This window comes from Ruegeria sp. HKCCA6707, from assembly GCF_013033515.1.
Lineage (GTDB): Bacteria > Pseudomonadota > Alphaproteobacteria > Rhodobacterales > Rhodobacteraceae > Ruegeria.
The window spans coordinates 16,031-30,875 of sequence record NZ_WQEG01000013.1 but is presented as its reverse complement, the minus strand read 5'-3'; the positions used below and the strand labels follow the sequence as shown (position 1 = coordinate 30,875).

11 protein-coding genes are annotated in these 14,845 nt (G+C 56.5%); 3 read left to right on the top strand and 8 right to left on the bottom strand.

Features of this window, described 5'->3' with window-relative positions; all coding sequences use genetic code 11:
- Positions 1 to 7 precede the first annotated feature (7 nt).
- A complete protein-coding gene (locus GOW40_RS20175) occupies positions 8 to 1,411 on the bottom strand; it encodes an MATE family efflux transporter (RefSeq protein WP_254444528.1) in 1,404 nt (467 codons plus the stop codon).
- 181 nt (positions 1,412 to 1,592) lie between these two features.
- Here GOW40_RS20175 and GOW40_RS20170 point away from each other — a divergent pair, with 181 nt between their 5' ends.
- Complete coding sequence (locus GOW40_RS20170; RefSeq protein ID WP_171231136.1) at positions 1,593 to 4,031, top strand: FAD-dependent oxidoreductase; 2,439 nt, start codon at positions 1,593 to 1,595, stop codon at positions 4,029 to 4,031.
- Positions 4,032 to 4,081: 50 nt separating this feature from the next.
- On the opposite strand, the gene GOW40_RS20165 is transcribed toward GOW40_RS20170, so the two are convergent.
- The 3 genes from GOW40_RS20165 to GOW40_RS20155 form a co-directional block, all read right to left on the bottom strand.
- A complete protein-coding gene (locus tag GOW40_RS20165) occupies positions 4,082 to 5,347 on the bottom strand; it encodes an ABC transporter permease (RefSeq protein WP_171103480.1) in 1,266 nt (421 codons plus the stop codon).
- Entirely contained in the window at positions 5,344 to 6,150 is an 807-nt protein-coding gene (locus GOW40_RS20160) for a taurine ABC transporter ATP-binding protein (protein ID WP_171133663.1), read from the bottom strand. The genes GOW40_RS20165 and GOW40_RS20160 overlap by 4 nt, the downstream gene beginning before the upstream one ends.
- Positions 6,151 to 6,226: 76 nt before the next feature.
- Positions 6,227 to 7,222 carry an ABC transporter substrate-binding protein gene (locus GOW40_RS20155; RefSeq protein WP_171133664.1) on the bottom strand — a complete coding sequence of 332 codons (996 nt, stop codon included), beginning with the start codon at positions 7,220 to 7,222 and terminating at the stop codon, positions 6,227 to 6,229.
- Positions 7,223 to 7,397: 175 nt separating this feature from the next.
- Between GOW40_RS20155 and GOW40_RS20150 the strand changes: the two genes are divergently transcribed.
- Both GOW40_RS20150 and GOW40_RS20145 read left to right on the top strand, forming a co-directional pair.
- Positions 7,398 to 8,372 (top strand): LysR family transcriptional regulator, encoded by a 975-nt coding sequence (locus tag GOW40_RS20150; protein ID WP_171103485.1) that lies wholly within the window; start codon positions 7,398 to 7,400, stop codon positions 8,370 to 8,372.
- Between the two features lie 155 nt (positions 8,373 to 8,527).
- Complete coding sequence (locus GOW40_RS20145) at positions 8,528 to 9,799, top strand: glycerate kinase (RefSeq protein ID WP_171133665.1); 1,272 nt, start codon at positions 8,528 to 8,530, stop codon at positions 9,797 to 9,799.
- A 36-nt stretch (positions 9,800 to 9,835) separates the two neighbouring features.
- Here the strand turns inward: GOW40_RS20145 and GOW40_RS20140 are convergent, their stop codons facing one another.
- From GOW40_RS20140 to GOW40_RS20125, 4 genes are all read right to left on the bottom strand, one after another.
- Positions 9,836 to 11,380 (bottom strand): cryptochrome/photolyase family protein, encoded by a 1,545-nt coding sequence (locus tag GOW40_RS20140; RefSeq protein WP_171133666.1) that lies wholly within the window; start codon positions 11,378 to 11,380, stop codon positions 9,836 to 9,838.
- 90 nt (positions 11,381 to 11,470) lie between these two features.
- On the bottom strand, positions 11,471 to 13,156 hold the full coding sequence (locus GOW40_RS20135) for a tryptophan halogenase family protein (RefSeq protein ID WP_171133667.1): 1,686 nt from the start codon (positions 13,154 to 13,156) through the stop codon (positions 11,471 to 11,473).
- A 711-nt stretch (positions 13,157 to 13,867) separates the two neighbouring features.
- A complete protein-coding gene (locus tag GOW40_RS20130) occupies positions 13,868 to 14,269 on the bottom strand; it encodes a universal stress protein (protein ID WP_171133668.1) in 402 nt (133 codons plus the stop codon).
- Between the two features lie 58 nt (positions 14,270 to 14,327).
- The gene (locus GOW40_RS20125; RefSeq protein WP_171133669.1) at positions 14,328 to 14,777 is read right to left on the bottom strand and encodes a phasin family protein; all 450 of its coding nucleotides are present in this window, start codon (positions 14,775 to 14,777) and stop codon (positions 14,328 to 14,330) included.
- Positions 14,778 to 14,845 lie beyond the last annotated feature (68 nt).

Sequence of the window (14,845 nt, the reverse complement as noted above, 5' to 3'; positions counted from 1 at the left end):
TCTGGGGTCACCAACCGCGTCGTCCGAACAGGGCGTGAATGCGGTTCTGGGTGGCAAACGGATCCGTTTCGGTGGGCTTTGAGAGGCGTGTCGTGACACGGCTGACCAACACCCATCCGATGGCCGCAAATATCACACCTCCAAAAGCTTGCCCGAGCAGCACCCCGGGGGCACCGGCCAATTGGGATCCGATCATCACAAAAATCCAGGTTCCGATCGAGTGCCGCCCCCAATTTATCCATGTGGAATAGATGGGGTGGCCCAGATTGTTGAAACTGGCATTGGTGACAAAGATGACGCCGTTGAAGAACGAAGCCAGCGCCAGCGGCCCGCAGAACAGGTAGATCAGCGTGCGTGTTTCACCTTGAGCGTCGAAAAGACCGGCGATCGGGGCTCGGAGCAAGAACAAGATGGTTGCCATGATCAGGACGTAGATGGCGGTGAATTTGACCCCTGCCAGAAAGGCGGCACGGACCCGGTCAAAGCGGCCTGCTCCGAAATTCTGCCCAATGATGGGCCCGATCGCACCGGACAGCGCAAAGATGACAGAAAACGCGACAGGCATCAGACGGCCTATGATTGCCATGCCTGCCACCGCCTCGGTGCCATAGCTGGCAATCTCGCGCACCACGATGGCGTTGCCAATCGGTGTGGCGACGTTGGTCAATACGGCAGGCACTGCGATAAGCCGGACGGCTGAGAAATCCCGGATCACCTGAGCGGGTGATGGGCGCGCAAACCCGTTATGCACACGGATCGCGGGCAAAAGCGCAGCGATCAACATCGTGATCCGCGCCAGGACGGACGCGACGGCCGCGCCGTCCAGGCCCAGACCGACCCCAAAGATCAGGATCGGGTCAAGCACTGCATTCACGATGCCGCCGTAGATTGTCGCCATCATTGACCGGCGGGCATCGCCCCGCGCGCGCAAGACGGCCATGGCGGTCATGGCAAAGGACATTACCCACATGGTGGGCAGGATGATCGTCATATACCGCGCGGCCAGACGCAGCACCTCACCTTCTGCGCCAAGCAGAGACAGCAGGCTATCAAGGTTGAGCAAGACGATAAGCGAGATCAAAATCGCGCTGCACACGCCCAAGGCGGCGACGCTCGCAGCATAAGTCCTTGCCTGATCAGATCGACCCGCGCCCAGCTCGCGCGCGACCAACGCTCCGGCTGCGATGGACAGGCCGATATTGACCGCATTGGTGAAGAACAACAGCGTGCCAGCATAGCCGACTGCTGCGGCCAGAGCGTCATTGCCCAGCATCGAAATGAAAACCATGTCGACAAAATCGACCGCGAAGATCGCCATCAGGCCAATACTGGTGGTCAGGGACATGCGCACGACGTGCCGCATCAGGCTGCCGGTCAGAAACACCGCCTTGGTTTCGGAAGCCTCTGCCATACCGTACTGATTCCCCGCTGTGTCAGGCCACACTGCCTTTTATTTCAACCTGCCGACAAGGGCCGTCTTCATCTCGCATTTTTCAAAACTCCGGTTTTCGTTTTCTACGATGCTGACGTGTTTCAGTTGCTCGAAGTGCCGTCAGGGCGGTGTAATTTGGAAAGGCATTGGGAGGTGTTGAATGAAATCGCGCACAAAAGTTGTGGTCATCGGCGGTGGTATTGCCGGATGTTCGACCTTGTACCATCTGACGCAAGAGGGTTGGAGCGATGTCGTTCTGGTCGAACGCAATGAGCTGACCAGCGGAACCACATGGCACTCTGCCGCGCAGGTGACGAACTTTGGCATGAACCAAACCATGGTTGGGTTAAAGACCCATTCGATCAACCTGTACAAAGAGCTGTCCGAAGATCCTGAGTATCCCATCAACTATCACCATGGAGATGGTGGCATCCGTTTGGCCAATACAGAGGCGCAGATGCAGGGCTATCGTCACTTCGCCTCGATGGCGCGCGGTATGAACGTGCATTTCGAGGTGATTGATGCGGCAGAGTGCGCGCGCCGTCATCCGTTGATTTCGACCGACAATTTGATTGGCGGGCTATGGGACCCGCTCGACGGCGATATCGACCCTGCGCAGTTGTGTCAGGCCTTGGCGCGGCGCGCGCGAAAGGCGGGCGCGGAAGTTTACCGCAACACGCCCGTCACAGGTCTGATCCAGCACCAGGATGACACTTGGACCGTGCAGACTGACAAGGGAGACATCGACTGTGACATCGTGGTCAATGCCTGCGGATATCGGGTGAACGAGGTTGGTGCAATGATGGGGGTTCATCACCCCGTGGCCTCGATGGAGCATCAGTATTTCCTGACAGAAGAAATCCCGGCGATCAAAGAGGCCGGTCACCGGATGCCCCTGATCCGCTGTCCGATCAGCGACTATTATTGCCGCCAGGAAAAAAATGGCCTGTTGGTCGGGTTTTACGAACAGGATTGCAAAACCTGGGGCATGGACGGGATTGACCCCAACTTTGTCAATGCGTTGTGCCCGGATGATCTGGACCGCGTGACCGATGTTCTGGAAGGCTCCTTTGCCCGGATGCCTGCCTTGATGGAGGTGGGGATTCACACCATCGTCAACGGGCCGATCACCTATACCATCGACGGTTCTCCTTTGGTGGGTCCGATCTCTGGCAAGCGCAACGCATTTTGCATCATTGGACTGCGCGCTGGGCTGGGCGAGGGTGGCGGGCATGGCTGGCTTTTGGCACAGCAGATCGTTCATGGTGAGGCGTGTTATGACACGTGGTGCCTGGACCCGCGCCGTTTTACCGGGCACGCGAATATCGAACTGACGGCGCTGAAGGCGATTGAGGATTATCAAAACGAGTTTCGCTTTCACTTCCCCCACGAACATCGCCCTGCCGGACGCCCAGCCAAGACAACGCCGCTGACACCCGTGCTGGCAGCGGAAGGCGCTGACTTTACAGTGGTGAACGGATGGGAAAGGGCAGATTACTTCAAGCCAGATCCGGAGTTCTATCACACGCCAGGCTTTCACTTTGACGAAGCGTTTGACGTCGTGGGTGCCGAAGTGCGCGCGGTGCAACAGGCCGTGGGCCTATGCGAGGTGAACGGGTTCAACCGGCTTGAGATCACCGGCGCAGATCGCCAACGCTTTCTGGACCGCTTGGTCTGCGGCGCGGTGACCAAACGCGATGGACGCATCGGCCTGGGATATCTGCTGAACCATCATGGCAAGATCAAAGCCGAAGCAACCATCGCCAACCTGCCCGCAAGTGATCGCGGGCCTCAGCGGGTTTGGTACGGGTCAGCAGCTGCAAGTGAATTTCACGATATGGATTGGTTGCAACAGCATATCCAGCAAGGCGAGGACGTGCAGATACGGTCCTTGACCAATGACCAGACCATATTGGTTCTAGCCGGACCCAAAGCGCGGGATGTGCTGACCGCTTGCACGCGCGGCGACTGGTCGAATGAGGGTTTCCCCTGGCTCAGCCTGCGCGAATGCTTCGTTGGTTTTGCACCGGCAACGGTCATGCGGGTCAGTTTCTCGGGCGAGCTGGCCTATGAAATCCATGTGCCGAACGCCTCGCTCTATGCGGCTTATCTGGCTTTGCGCCAAGCGGGCGAGGAGGAGCATGGGCTAAAGGTGTTTGGCGCGCGCGCTGTCGAGTCGATGCGGATGGAGAAGGGGTTTCTGCATTGGAAAGCCGATCTGATCACCGAATTCGATCCATATGAGACTGGGTTGAGCCGGTTCGTGAAGCTGGAAAAAGGCGACTTCGTTGGCAAAGATGCTCTGATCGCGAGAAAAGCCAAGGGCCCGCAGCGCAGGCTGGTCACGTTACAGCTTGATTGCGATCACGCGCCTGCGCATGCAGGTGCTTCTGTCATGCTTGGGGATCGTGTCGTGGGTACGGTAACGTCTGGCGCCTGGGGGTATCGCGTCGGCATGAACCTGGCTTATGCCTTTGTTACGCCGGAGTTGGCAGAGAACGGCAACCAGATGCAAATGGATCTGTGCGGTGACATAGTGCAGGCGCGTGTGATCCCACCATCCCCCTATGATCCGGGTTTCGAAATCATCAAATCGTAAAAAAGAAAAACCCCGGGTGGTAGCCCGGGGTTTTCTGTTTCTTTGAAAGATCAGCTGCGACCTTTCCAGGGCACCAACCAGTTTTCAGCCATGCGCATCAGGATGTCGATGCCGTACCCGATGATACCGATCAGGACGATACCCATGATGACGATATCGGTCAGCTGGAACTTGGATGCGGCGATGATCATCATCCCGGCACCTTTCTGGGCGGCAACCAATTCGGCCGCAACCACGGTGCCCCAGCAGACGCCCATCGCAACACGCGCGCCCGTAAAGATCTCGGGCAGCGAGTTGGGAACGATGACATGGCGCATGATCTGCCATTTCGAGGCCCCCAGCGAATAGGCCGCGTGGATCTTCGAGATATTGACCCCGGACACACCAGCCCGCGCCGCGATGGTCATGATCCACAAGGCGGCCAGGAACAGCAGGACGATCTTACCCGTCTCCCAGATGCCGAACCAGATGATGACCAGCGGGATCAAGGCCAGCGGTGGAACCGGGCGCATGAATTCGACGATCGGATCGAACCAACCGCGGAACCAGCCCGACAGGCCCATGGCATAGCCCAGTGGAATGCCGATAAGCGCGCCGGTGACAAAGCCTGCAAAAACACGGAACAGGGACCAGCCCAGATGCTCCCACAGCGAGAAGTTCTGATAGCCTTCGGTCGCGATTTCAAAGAAGCGGGCAACAACGGTTTCAGGCGCAGGCAGCCAGATCGGGTTCATCTGCAATCCCTGAGCAGGCGTAAAGGTAATTGCGCCTTTATCCGTCAGAGAAACGGTACCATCCCCCACGTCAACGCGGGCGTCTGGTCCGATTGGAGTGCCATTGATCGCGACGATCTTGGCGCCATCCTTGCGGCTTGTTTCGTCGTTCTTGTCGAAGATGAAGGTCGAGGACCGACCGCTTGGAGCTCCGAACCCGTCATCTTTCGCAAACCCATCACCGGGATCAACGTCAAACGCCTCGGCATCTTCACCGAACGGGGGGACGCGGACAAAGACTGTCGCTTCGTCGGTCGATCCGTCAGGGTGTTCCAACGTATAGGTGAACTGCGTGTCACCGACAAAAGGCCCCGGAACATGGATCGGAAGCAGTTTCGATCCGGTGAACGCGCCCCAGATCACAAAGATCACCAGAACCGAGATGAACGAGGCCACTCGGTCCGCACGCACGGCGCTTTCGTCGCCGAAGGTAACGGTCTTTAGGCTGGTAAAGTCCTGACGGCTTTCCAGACCTTTGCGCAGCAGGTTGACGATCAGAAACGCGCCGCCAAACAGGCCGACATAAAACAGAAGAACGATCATGATGCTTGCTCCGTGCGGCCCATGATTTCTTCTTCCATTTCCCAAATCATGGTCAGGATTTCGTCTCGGGTTTCGGCAAAACCCTCGGATTTTTTCACGTCGCGCAGGTCCGCATTCACGCCGCGTTCCGCGAATGGCAGGTTATACTGCTTGTGAATGCGCCCCGGACGTGGGGCCATCACGATCAGGCGTTCGCCCAGCAACAAAGCCTCCTCCACCGAGTGGGTGATGAGGATGATGGTCTTGCCGGTCTCTTTCCAAAGCTTCAGAACCAGACCTTGCATCTTTTCGCGGGTCAGCGCGTCCAAGGCCCCCAGAGGTTCGTCCATCAAAATGACATCAGGCTCGTTGGCCAGGCACCGTGCCAGCGCCACGCGCTGCTGCATCCCGCCGGACAGTTCGTAAACCGCTTTGTCTTTGAAGTCTTGTAGGCCAACAACTTCGAGAAGGTGGTCTGAGATCTTGTTTCGTTCGGCCAGGGGCATCCCCTTCATCCGCGGGCCGAAATCAACGTTTTCGCGGACGTTCATCCACTCAAAAAGCGCGCCTTTCTGAAACACCATGCCGCGTTCGGCGTCGGGGCCTTTGACCACATGGCCGTTAAGCTCGACCCGGCCCGAAGTTGGCGCCAGAAACCCGGCTACGATATTGAGCAAAGTTGTCTTGCCGCAACCCGACGGCCCCAGAACCGAGACCAATTCGCCTTCCTTCAAACTGAGCGATACGTCCTGAAGCGCCTGCACAGAAGTGCCATTGGGCAAGTCAAAACGCATGGACAGATCGATAATGTCCAATTCGGGCATTCTGTTTCCTTCCTGCTGTTATAACTGGGGGCTGGCCTGGCAACAGGACCAGCCCCCAGAACTTTGCTTGGTTGTCTTAGTTGGACGCTGCGGCCAACGGCGCCGCGTTCACCGCACTTTCATATGTGTCCAAGGCTGAATCGATGCTACCAGCCGAGACAAAGACGTTTGCCACGCCTTTCATGAAGTCCTGAGCGCCACCACCCAGCCATTTTTCCGACAGCTGTTCTTCGGCAGACGGGAACGAGAATGTTGCGATCGTTGCTTTTGCATCGGCAAGATCCATACCGGCATCCTTGGCGATGACCTCCAGCATGGCATCCTGGTTGTCACCCGCATTCCATTCCGCGTTCGCGGCTGCAGTGATCTCGAGGAACTTGGCCAGCAGCTCAGGCTCTTCCTCTACAAAGGACGAAGGCGCGCTCGTTACGTCAAAGACGAGGATACCCAGTTCTTCTTTTTCAGCACCGGTCAGCAGAACGTTACCGTGTTCGGTCATGCGGCGCAGCGCTCCACCCCAACCGCAGACCATGTCCAGGTTGCCCTGAGCAAAGGCAGCTGCACCATCTGCAGGAGCCATGTCAACGATTTCCAGCGAGCTGAGATCAACACCGAAGTGTTCCATCTGAGACAGGAAACCATAGTGGGCGGCGGTTCCGATCGGTACACCGACCTTCTTGCCGTTCAGTTCACCCGCGTTGGTTTTGTCGATTTCCAGAGCTTCGGCAACAACGCAGTTGTCGTTTTCCGAATAGCTTACGGCAACGTCAACGGCTTGCAGATCCTGACCGGCAGAGGTGGCGACAACAAAAGGCGGTACGCCCTGGCTCACGGCGATTTGGACATCGCCCGAAGCCATTGCAGCCGACATCGCGGTGCCGGTGTCAAAGGATACCCAGTTGATCTTGACGCCCATTTCTTCTTCGTAGGTGCCATTGGCTTTGGCATACTGGAAGGGCATTGGCCATTCCAAGAAGTAGGCAACAGTGATTTCATCCGCCGCTGAAGCCTGAGAAGCAGACACCGCAGCCGCCGCGGCACATACCGTCGAAAGCAGATATTTCTTGAACATTTTGATTGTGTTCTCCCTGTAGATTATAGCTGTTCGCTTTTTGCGACCCCAGGATTTCGGGTCATTGAAAAAGCATAGACGCGGCTACCGCAAACAGGGAACTAATTTTTTCATTGCGGGAAATGCGAAACTCTGTTTCGGTTTTCTCGTATTGATGTGGCCAGGGATAGGGCAGATGACCAGAAAAGCTCTCAGTTTGAGATGGCTCGAGATTTTCAGTCTAATTTCGAAACTCGGTTCTGTCCAAAAGGTTTCCGAAGAGGCGGGTCTTTCGGTTAGCACGGTCTCGAACCATTTGCGCAGTCTTGAGGATGCGTTGGAGGTTGAACTCGTCGATCACAGCCGCAGACCGATGGGGTTGACGCCAGCGGGAACCGTGTTTGCACGCCATGTCAATGAAGGTCTCACAGCCCTAAGACGGGGCGAGGTCGAGATCCGCTCGGGCAGTTGGCAGCATGCTACCGACCTGCGCCTTGGGCTGATCGACGATTTCGACAACTCGGTGACGCCAGAGCTGTTCCGATACCTTTCCTCTGCTCTGCCGCGCTGCAATTTTCGCCACTTCACGCGCCCCAGCCATGAGATCATCGAAAAACTGCAGGCACAGAAACTGGATGTGGGTGTCGCGACGCGACCGGCTGGGAATGTCAAAGGCCTTATCGAATACCCGTTGATGCGTGACCCGTTTGTGATTGTATTGCCGTCTCAGTTTCAGGGCAGCTTTGACGATTTACGCAGCGCTGATACAACGCTTCCTTTCTTGCGCTATTCCCGAGATCTGACGATCGGGCAGCTGATCGAGATTCAGTTGTCGCGCAGCAAGATAAATTTACCGAACCGGTTCGAGTTGGAGTGCAACCCTGCGATCATCGGTCTGGTGGCCGAAGGCAGTGGCTGGACGATCACGACGGTTGGCAGCTATCTGAGGGCGAAAGAGTTCCACGGGCAAACCAGGGTCGCCCCGTTGCCTGGCAAGGGGTTTATCCGCACCGTTTCTTTGTTTACGACCGACGTCTATCCCGCATCAACGTCGCGCCTGATCCACAAGACTCTGCAAGCCCTGATAACTCAGTATTTTGTCGAACCCATGCAAACGCAGTACCCGTGGCTGAGCGATCAGTTCGTGACTTTGCCTCGTTCTGCGGCATGAGTGTTGACCTAAGGTTGGGCAGACCGCTATCTGCTGTCCACAGTTGACCTAGTTTTGTGCTGTGTTTCCAATCGCTCACAAGATGCGCGTATCCGGCGGAGACGTTGATGGCGATTGGTGATCGGTCAGTTGCGACCAGAGTTAAGGAGGCTGATATGGCCGAACCCGAATCGCTTTTGCGATCGATGTTTTCCACTGCTGTCGCGACAGCGGATCCGATGCAGGTTATCCCGGCACAACTGCCCGAAAAACCGCCCGGGCGCGTGGTCGTCATTGGCGCAGGGAAGGCGTCGGCACGTATGGCCGAAGCGGTTGAGCATGTTTGGGGCCCGTGTGAGGGATTGATCATCACGCGGTACGGGTATGCACGACCCACCCAGGGCGTTCAGGTCATCGAAGCAAGCCACCCGGTGGCAGATGAGGCCGGTCAGGATGCCACAGCACAGTTGCTGGCACTGGTTGCATCACTTGGTGAAGACGATTTTGTTCTGGCGCTGATGTCCGGCGGCGCATCGGCGCTGCTTTGCGCCCCGGCGGGGGATCTGACGCTGTCGGACAAGCAAGAGGTGCACCGCGCGTTGTTGTCTTCGGGTGCGCCCATCGGGGCAATGAACACCGTTCGCAAGCATCTGTCTCATGTCAAAGGCGGGCAGCTTGCGGCGGCAGCTTATCCTGCGACGCTCCTCAGTCTTGCCGTTTCCGACGTCCCGGGGGACGATCCGGCTGAGATCGGGTCGGGGGCCACGGTTGGTGAGGCCTCCTCGGTTCAGGATGTCTGGGACATTGTGGAGCGCCACTCGATTGATTTGCCGCCTGCGGCACGGGCGCATTTGCAGCGCAACAGCAGCACAACTGTCGCACCCGATGACACACGGCTCAGCAAAACCACAAACATCGTCGTCGCGGCCCCGTCACAGTCGCTGGCGGCAGCCGGGCAAGAGGTGACACAGCTGGGATTTGATCTACGAATTCTGGGGGATGCGCTTGAGGGTGAAGCGCGTGAGTTGGGTGCAGAACATGCGCAGCTGGCGCTGTCGCTGCAAGCCGGGCTTGGCCCCCAAGACGCGCCAATTGCGCTTTTGTCGGGCGGGGAATGCACGGTAAGCGGCAATCAGGGGGGGATTGGCGGGCCAAATGCGGAATATGCACTGGCTGCGGCGATCGCGCTGAAGGGCCAACCGGGCATTTGGGGTCTGGCCTGTGACACTGACGGTGTGGACGGAGCGGCAGAGGTGGCCGGTGCGGTCTTTGGCCCCCATACGCTGGACGCGGCGGCGCGCACCGGGGTTGATCCTGGCGACGCCTTGGCCCGCAACGACGCGCATAGTTTTTTCGAGGCCGTGGGCTCTCAGGTCGTGACCGGCCCCACATTGACCAATGTGAACGATTTTCGCGCGATCCTGATCTATCCGCACTCAGAAGAGTGATGTCGTACTGTACACCCATCCCGTCGTTAGAACGGGCTAGAGACCCTCAAGTATCTGCTTTGCGCTGTCGCGATAGTCGGCCTGCTTTTCAGGCGTCATCTTATCCCATGTGCGATATGCATGCCCCAGCCGAGGGTTCCCGCGCAGCTTTTCGGCGTTGCGATCAAGAAAATCCCAATAAAGCGGGTTGAAAGGGCAGGCTCCGGGCCCGGTCTTCTGCTTTACGTCATAGGGGCAACGGCTGCAGTGATCGGACATCTTATTAATATAGTTGCCACTGGCCGCATAAGGCTTGGACCCAAGCAGCCCGCCATCGGCAAACTGGCTCATGCCGATCACATTCGGGGCCTCGACCCATTCATAGGCATCTGCATAAACCGCCAGATACCATTCATGCACCTGTTGCGGGTCAATGCCTGCAAGCATGGCGAAATTCCCGGTGATCATCAGGCGCTGAATGTGATGTGCATAGGCCTCTTGCCGGGTTTGGGAGATCGCGGCGGCCATGCAGGCCATATCCGTCTGGCCCGTCCAATAGAAATCCGGCAATGCGCGGTGGGCACCCAGAACATTCTTTTGCGTGTAGCCCGGCATTTTCAGCCAATAGATCCCGCGCACGAATTCGCGCCAGCCGATGATCTGCCGAACATACCCTTCGACCGCATTCAGCGGTGCTTGCCCTTCGTAGTAGGCGCTTTCGACCCGCCGACAGATCTCCAAGGGCCCAAGTAGCCCGGCATTTAGGTATTGAGACAGGACCGAGTGGTAGAGAAAGCTTTCGCCCTCCAACATCGCATCCTGATAATCGCCGAAATGGGGCAGGGCGCTCTCTACGAAACAGTCCAGCGCTTCTAGCGCTCCGGTTCGGGTCACGGCGAACCAAAACGGATAAAGCTCGCCGAAATTTGTAACAAACCGAGCCTCTACAAGCTCCAGCACCTCTGTGGTGATCTTGTCGGGTTGGGTTTGAGGCGGGCGCGGCATGAACAAATTCGCGGATGCGGGTTTCCGGTTTTCAGAGTCGAAATTCCACTTGCCACCTTCTGGCTGAGCACCATCCATCAAAAGACCCGTCTTGCGCCGCATTTCGCGATAGAAATACTCCATCCGCAATTGCTTGCGACCTCTGGCCCAATCCTCAAACTCCTGATGTGCCGCGATGAACCGGTCATCGTCCAGCACATCAAGCTGGATGTTCTGCTGATCCGCCCAATCTTTGATAGCTGTCTTCAACCGGTATTCCGCTGGTTCGGTCAGGCATAGCCGACTAAGCGAAAAATCGTTCAAGGCGCGCTGGGCCTCACCCGTGATAGAACCCGTGTTTTCAGGATCATCCAGGGTTACATACCGAACTTGCCACCCTTCGTCAGACAACTGCGCCGCGAAATGGCGCATGGTCGAGAAGATGAAAGCGATTTTCTTTTTGTGATGCGGGGCATAGCTTGCCTCTTCCGCAACTTCGGCCATCAGAACGGTGTCTTTGCTTTGGTCAGCCGACCGAAGCGCCGGGATATCCGGGTTCAGTTGATCGCCAAGGATCAGGATCACTTTACCGAGGGAGGTGTCTTGCCTGCTTGTCATCTGTGGTGACCTAGCGCCTAAGCTCCCGCCTGCAACACAAATTGGTTCGAGGATTTTCCTCGAACCAATCAATAGGCCCGGACAGCGGTGCTAGAACAGCTGCAAATCCTTTTTGCCGCTCTGGATCTCTGCCAGATTGGGCATGTTCTGGATCAGCGCTGGAGCGGGCGTGGCTCCTGGCATGGCCACGGTGGGTTTGGGCGCCAAAGCTTTGCCAAAGGCGGGTTTTTCCAGCTCACCACGGATGTCCCGCAGTAGCGTTTTGTGATCCGGCATGGTTTTGAGAATCTTCGCAAGATCCACTTTGGCCCCCTTCCACCACTGGAACCAGATGGGCTTCTTCAAGGGGCGGATGCGATCCCGGATGCCGGTTCCATAGCCGGTGTCGTATGATTGCTTGCCCAACAGAACCGTTTGGTAGACGCGGTGATCGAAAAGCGTAGCGAACTCGACGTCATGTTGCATCGGCAAGCGGTGCTGCCAAAGTTCCAGGTTTTCGGCCAGCCGGTCGGGGATTTTCATCTCGGTGCGCGCGTCGATCCAATATTGGTCGTCGGTGCGGTTGCCCAAGCGATAATGCAGGCAGATAAATTCAAGCACCTCATTGTAAAGCTTGTCCATTTGCCGGTTGTATCTGTCGCGCAGCGAAGGTGCGATATCTCGCGTTGGCAAGTGTTCTGCAAACCAACGTATCGCATGGTCGATCATATGGATGGCGGTGCTTTCCAGCGGCTCGATGAACCCGCCTGACAAACCAATGGCCAGGCAATTTTTGACCCAGGCATTGCGGACCCGCCCGACGCGCATCGGTATCACCCTTGGGGTGAGCCCTTTGCCACTGTCCCCTAGCCATTCGAGGTACTCATCGGCGGCTTGATCATCGGAGCGATGCGCCGACGAATAGACGTAGCCCGTTCCCACACGATTGAAGAGCGGCACACGCCATGTCCACCCAGCCCCAAGGGCCGTGGATCGCGTGGCGCTTTCGATTTTTTCGGGATCGGGATGTTCGACCTGCAACGCCATTGCGCGGTCGTTGGGCAGGTAATCCGAGTAATCCAGAAACGGCTCACCCAAGGCTTGATTGATGATCAAACCCCGGAAGCCAGTACAATCCACCACCATCTCGATGTCATGACGGCCCTTGGCCTCAAGCATCAAATGGCTGACATTGCCCTGTTCATCCAGCTCTACCGATTGCACCTCGTCCTGAATATGCTCGACGCCGCGCTTGGTGCAGATCCGGGTCAGCATTCCTGCGAATTTCACCGCGTCCAGATGGTAGGCATAGCCAAAGCGCTGTTCGAATTCAGGCTGCCCCAGCTCGCGCGCGCCTTTGCAAAGACGGGCCAGATCATCATGGGGTGAGATCGACTGAGTGAAATCCCGATCACCATTGCCAAAGCGCAGGAAATACTCGGCTGCCTCCAGCCCCTCCAGCATCTGACCATGCGCGAACGGGTTCATATAGTCGATGCGATTGCCCTTGGCATCGTTGTTCCAATTGCAGAACTTTACCCCCAGTTTGAACGATGCGTTCGTCTCACGAAAAAAGTCGCGCTCGGTGATACCGGCTTGCCTTAGCGTGACCGGCATACGCGGCACTGTCGCCTCACCGACACCCACTGTCGAGATATTGGGGCTTTCGATAAGACAAAGGTGGGGGCGATCCTTGGTCGCGGATGTGCGTGAAAACACCATGTCGAGGATCAGCGCGGTCATCCAGCCAGCGGTGCCGCCACCCACAATGGTGATTTGGCGCAAACGATTGTTCATATTGGTCTGTCCCTGTTGGCTTGGGGAATTATTTTGCTGCGACGTTTCCGGTTTTGGAGAAGCTTCCGCAGCTATCCCCTTTTTTAGCTTTCCGAAGAATATAACAGCTTTCATGCGCGCAGCCAGTTCTTATGAATATTGTATGTGCAATTCACCCGAAACGTCACAGTTGGGTGCAGATGCAGAGGGCGCGCCACCAAAGTTATGCGCCGGACCCAGACGCCGCCATCAACGTAGTGGTTAAACACAAATGCGGATTTTGACGCCGAATTCTACGGAAATTCTAAGACGTCGTGGCAGTGCGCGTAGTCATGAGCTATGCAATCTCGGCTCAAAAGGCCTGTTTATGAGGAATTTACAGGAAAAACTGGCGGTTCGGGCTTCGAATGCGCCAATGCTGGTGAATTTTGCTCTGGCTACCTGCTGTTTTACAGAGGGCTAGAAAGCGATTCCCTGTCCTTTAAGAAACAGGGAATTCTTGCGCTGTGATCAGGGAAATAGCTGAGAAGAGCACGCAAGCGAACAAGCGAAATCGGGAGCGGCTTTTGAGATGCGTCAAAAGGCGGTTCTGCTTCCGTAATCTCATTGCCCTCTGTTCTTCCAACCGGTCATCTTCTTCAACGTCATCCGGCAGCTATGCCCAGAGTAGGCTGACAGTAATGTGCCCGTCCCCTGCCACGCGCGTCTGATCGTAGAGCTCCAGATGCGCCCTTATCGGATAACGTGAACTGAACACCTAGCGTGATGCACGACTCTGTTGGCCGTTGAGCCCAGGAACAAGTCCTGGAAGCCGGGTTTGTGTGATGCCAAAACGATGCAATCGACATCGTTTTCATTTGCGAAATCGACAATCGCTCTACCCGCATGCCCCGAGATGAGCCGTGACGAAGCCCCGGGTATTTCAGAGGTTTTTTGATGTAGCTTTTCCAGAATTTCATGCCGCGTATGCGCAAGCACTTCGTTCGGGATCTGAGATCCAACATATGCTGGTATTGGCTCTTGAACGTGTACGACGGTGAAGACAGCGTTGGCATCGGCCAATTGGCGGGCAGCTTCAAAGGCCGCTCCTGTGTCATGGTCCAGGGTGACAGGTATCAGGATGTTCTTGTACATACGAACTCCATTCGGAAGCTTCTGCTATTTCAGCCAGACGTCTGCAGCACAAGGAACGCTACACAGGTTCAGACTTCGACGATTTCCCAGCGCTCTTTGTCGCGGTCGAAATATCTTCGACTGTTTTCTCTACAGCCTCAACTTCGGTTTCCGCTACATATGCCGCACAACGTGCGACAGTCTCGAACCATTCCTGAGCATCAGCGACTAGACGTTCCGAGGAATGACGCTGCCATTCAGCTATGCTCTTTAAAGCTTCTGAAGGATCAGATGGATTCGCCGACGAAACGTTGCGCGCGGCCTGCAAAGCCGTGCGAACGGCCATGTGGCGCCGTTCAAACCAGTGCTGGGCAAAGGCCTCTGTTTCTTCCAGCATTTTTTCCTGAGCATCCCAGAACTGTTCTATCTGCGCGCCAAAAGCTGCATTACCTGCAGTTTGCGGCTGCATTTGCTTGAAGATGTCTACAAGAGTAGCTGGGTAGTTTGAGTTAGATTTCTGTGTCGACATTGCGATTTCCTCCTCATCCCCTGAAGATTTCATATTGCCATATGCTGAGAAAACCCGCCTTAACTTAG

Excerpts from the sequence above, each read along its gene's own strand:
- GOW40_RS20175 (WP_254444528.1), bottom strand. The coding sequence starts at position 1,411 with ATGGCAGAGGCTTCCGAAACCAAGGCGGTGTTTCTGACCGGCAGCCTG.
- GOW40_RS20170 (WP_171231136.1), top strand. The coding sequence starts at position 1,593 with ATGAAATCGCGCACAAAAGTTGTGGTCATCGGCGGTGGTATTGCCGGA.
- GOW40_RS20165 (WP_171103480.1), bottom strand. The coding sequence starts at position 5,347 with ATGATCGTTCTTCTGTTTTATGTCGGCCTGTTTGGCGGCGCGTTTCTG.
- GOW40_RS20160 (WP_171133663.1), bottom strand. The coding sequence starts at position 6,150 with ATGCCCGAATTGGACATTATCGATCTGTCCATGCGTTTTGACTTGCCC.
- GOW40_RS20155 (WP_171133664.1), bottom strand. The coding sequence starts at position 7,222 with ATGTTCAAGAAATATCTGCTTTCGACGGTATGTGCCGCGGCGGCTGCG.
- GOW40_RS20150 (WP_171103485.1), top strand. The coding sequence starts at position 7,398 with ATGACCAGAAAAGCTCTCAGTTTGAGATGGCTCGAGATTTTCAGTCTA.
- GOW40_RS20145 (WP_171133665.1), top strand. The coding sequence starts at position 8,528 with ATGGCCGAACCCGAATCGCTTTTGCGATCGATGTTTTCCACTGCTGTC.
- GOW40_RS20140 (WP_171133666.1), bottom strand. The coding sequence starts at position 11,380 with ATGACAAGCAGGCAAGACACCTCCCTCGGTAAAGTGATCCTGATCCTT.
- GOW40_RS20135 (WP_171133667.1), bottom strand. The coding sequence starts at position 13,156 with ATGAACAATCGTTTGCGCCAAATCACCATTGTGGGTGGCGGCACCGCT.
- GOW40_RS20130 (WP_171133668.1), bottom strand. The coding sequence starts at position 14,269 with ATGTACAAGAACATCCTGATACCTGTCACCCTGGACCATGACACAGGA.
- GOW40_RS20125 (WP_171133669.1), bottom strand. The coding sequence starts at position 14,777 with ATGTCGACACAGAAATCTAACTCAAACTACCCAGCTACTCTTGTAGAC.